The organism is Bifidobacterium sp. UBA6881 (assembly GCA_002451435.1).
Taxonomy (GTDB): Bacteria; Actinomycetota; Actinomycetes; order Actinomycetales; family Bifidobacteriaceae; genus Bifidobacterium.
Genome location: DKCF01000034.1, coordinates 4025 through 5660, shown reverse-complemented (window position 1 = coordinate 5660; position 1636 = coordinate 4025). Strand labels below are relative to the sequence as shown.

Here is a 1636-nt window from a genome sequence, read left to right as displayed (position 1 = left end):
CCGTTCAACAACGTGCTGGCGGATGCCGGCATCGGCGTCTCCGACATCGACCATGTGGTCCTCGTCGGCGGCTCCACCCGTATGCCTGCCGTCAAGGAGCTCGTCAAGGAGCTCACCGGCGGCAAGGAAGCCAACCAGTCCGTGAACCCGGATGAGGTCGTGGCTGTCGGCGCTGCCGTGCAGTCCGGCGTCATCAAGGGCGACCGCAAGGACGTGCTGCTGATCGACGTCACCCCGCTGTCCCTCGGCATTGAGACCAAGGGCGGTATCATGACCAAGCTCATCGACCGCAACACCGCCATCCCGACCAAGCGCTCCGAGGTGTTCTCCACCGCCGAAGACAACCAGCCGTCCGTGCTGATTCAGGTCTACCAGGGCGAGCGTGAGTTCGCCCGCGACAACAAGCCGCTGGGAACCTTCGAGCTGACCGGCATCGCGCCGGCCCCGCGTGGCGTCCCGCAGATCGAGGTCACCTTCGACATCGACGCCAACGGCATCGTGCACGTGTCCGCCAAGGACAAGGGCACCGGCAAGGAGCAGTCCATGACCATCACCGGTGGTTCCGGCCTGCCGAAGGACGAGATCGACCGCATGGTCAAGGAGGCCGAAGCCCACGAGGCCGAGGACAAGAAGCGCAAGGAGGACGCCGAGGCCCGCAACCAGGCCGAAGCCTTCGCCTACCAGACCGAGAAGCTCGTCAACGACAACAAGGACAAGCTCTCCGATGACGTGGCCAAGGAAGTCACCGACAAGGTCAACGCCCTGAAGGAAGCCCTGAAGGGTGAGGACATCGAGAAGATCAAGAGCGCCCAGAGCGAGCTGATGACCTCCGCGCAGAAGATCGGCCAGGCGCTGTACGCCCAGCAGGGCGCTGCGGGTGCGGCCGGTGCCGCCGCGGGTGCGGCTGGCGCTGCGGGTGCCACGAATGCCGGTGCCGCAGCCGGATCCTCCGCCGATGACGACGTCGTTGACGCCGAAGTCGTGGACGATGACGACAACAAGGACAATAAGTAATCATGTCCGACTTCAACAAGGACGAATATCTGAACGACCTGCCCGACATGGATGACCTGTCGGGGCAGGGCGCTCCTGCCGGCGCCGACGCCAAGGAATCGCATGACGATCATGCCGATGCCAAGACGGACGGCGCCTCCGCCGACAAGCCCGCTGCCGATGCGCAATCGCAGCAGAAGCAGACGGGGGAGCAGACGGACAAGTCGAATGACGGCGATGACAAGGCCGACGATACGCTGACCCCGCTTGGCCAGGCCAAGAAGGAGGCCGCGGAATATCTGGAGGCCCTTCAGCGTGAACGCGCGGAGTTCATCAACTTCCGCAATCGCGCGAAGAAGGAGCAGGACCGTTTCCGCCAGCACGGCATCATCGACGTGCTGACCGCATTGCTGCCGGCGCTTGACGACATCGACCGCATCCGCGAGCACAGCGAGATGGACGATTCGTTCAAGGCCGTCTCCACCAAGATCGACAAGGCGTTCGAGAAGTTCGGCGTCGAGAAGTTCGGCGAAAAGGGCGAGGACTTCGATCCGACCAAGCATGAGGCGATTCTGCACAAGCCGGATCCGCAGGCCGAGAAGGAGACCGTCGACACCGTGGTGGAGGCCGGCTACCGCATCGG

At 64.0% G+C, this 1636-nt stretch carries 2 protein-coding genes; both read left to right on the top strand.

Annotation, left to right across the window (positions count from 1 at the left end):
* On the top strand, positions 1–1014 hold a 1014-nt coding region (locus B3C64_RS02710; protein WP_291533558.1), incomplete at its 5' end, for an Hsp70 family protein.
* A gap of 2 nt (positions 1015–1016) precedes the next feature.
* Positions 1017–1636, top strand: a 620-nt coding sequence (grpE, locus tag B3C64_RS02705) for a nucleotide exchange factor GrpE (protein WP_291533556.1), incomplete at its 3' end; no start/stop codon positions are given.